General features: G+C 48.1%; 1 protein-coding gene. It reads right to left on the minus strand.

The window, feature by feature from the left end; all coding sequences use genetic code 11:
• On the minus strand, positions 1–1,317 hold a 1,317-nt coding region (locus DVK07_RS22420), incomplete at its 3' end, for a hypothetical protein (RefSeq protein WP_147441233.1).
• Between the last annotated feature and the right edge of the window lie 42 nt (positions 1,318–1,359).

Raw genomic sequence — 1,359 nt, forward strand, 5'->3', positions numbered from 1 at the left:
CTCATTCACCTCTTCAATTCCATCCTGCGACTGCATATTCAACGTCGGTAACAAGAACTTCACCTCAACGAAATATGTCGTCCCGTTACGCCTGAATACGACATCCATCTCATTCCCGTTCTGCTTCGATGTTTTGCAACTATGATATACATCACTCGCCGCAGGCGTATCCCGCAAGTACTCGTACACATTCCGCTCGAATTCCACCCCACGTTTTGCTGTCAATGGTCCAAGAACAGCTGTGCTCTTTTCTAACTCTCCGTTCTCCAAGCACGGGACTAACTGGAATTTCACTAGTTGCGAGAACTGATCTGGATAAACCACACGGTCTACCGGAACTTCACGTGAGGGTCTCCCACCTGAGAATTGTATTGATTTTGTTCCTGATAATTCGAAGAACAACGGGTGTGCATCTGGATTAGACTCACTCACCAACACAGACGACCTAACAGCAGGCCAATCATCACCGAACACACTTTCACCGACTTTATCGAATTTATGCGTTGGAATCCCTGTCGCACGAAAATCACCGCCACTCCTGCTTGTCACAACATCCTCAACAGCGCCATTGACGTTATCGAGTAACGCTTCTAAATCGAAAATCGAGACTGAATCCGGAAATTGCGTCGTGAATGCTTCGTTGACCGCGGTATCAAGTGCTGACGCAAACCCGATCGAAACTATAAATCCGTACCAATGATCCGCCCACTCCCGAACCGTGTCAAAATCTTGACTTTCCGGCCGGTCAAATGACCGGAAAATTACCTCTTTCTGAATAAACTCCTCGCGTATCTCTTCTCTCGCACCGACATTAGCACGCAGACACCGTTCTGAACACAACCAGTACTCTGAATGCGGGAACGAGTAATTCGCATAGAAGTCCTGCCACGACGACGGTGCAAGCGGGGAGAGGTGAATTGGAACTGCAAAATCTTCCTTCGTCTGCTCCAACACAGGAATGAGAACCGTCCCAGCGTTCAGTATTCCTTCTACTCGTTCCGCGATCTCTCCCTGCTTGTCACCTTTACCTGGTTCTAAGTGGTGATTAAACTCATCGCTATACTCGTACACCGCCTTAAGAATCGGGAGTGCGTTGAAGAACTGTCTGAACGATAAATTGTTCTCCGTGACCATCCCAGCCGCCCCTTCGTTCAACTGTTTCGTGAACTCAGCGATAACTCTGATACTCCCGTACTCTTGCAATATCCCCATTAACTGCTCATCGTTTAGGTAATCTTCTCGAATCTGTAACGCTAACTCTTTGACAGCTTCAGAGTCTGCAGCGGGGAGATCTAAACAAACAGGGCAGTACAGCATTTGCTTCTCGGTATGGTAGGCTAATACGCGACCACAAGTGGA

This window comes from Halorubrum sp. Atlit-26R (assembly GCF_003666015.1).
Classification (GTDB): Archaea; Halobacteriota; Halobacteria; order Halobacteriales; family Haloferacaceae; genus Halorubrum.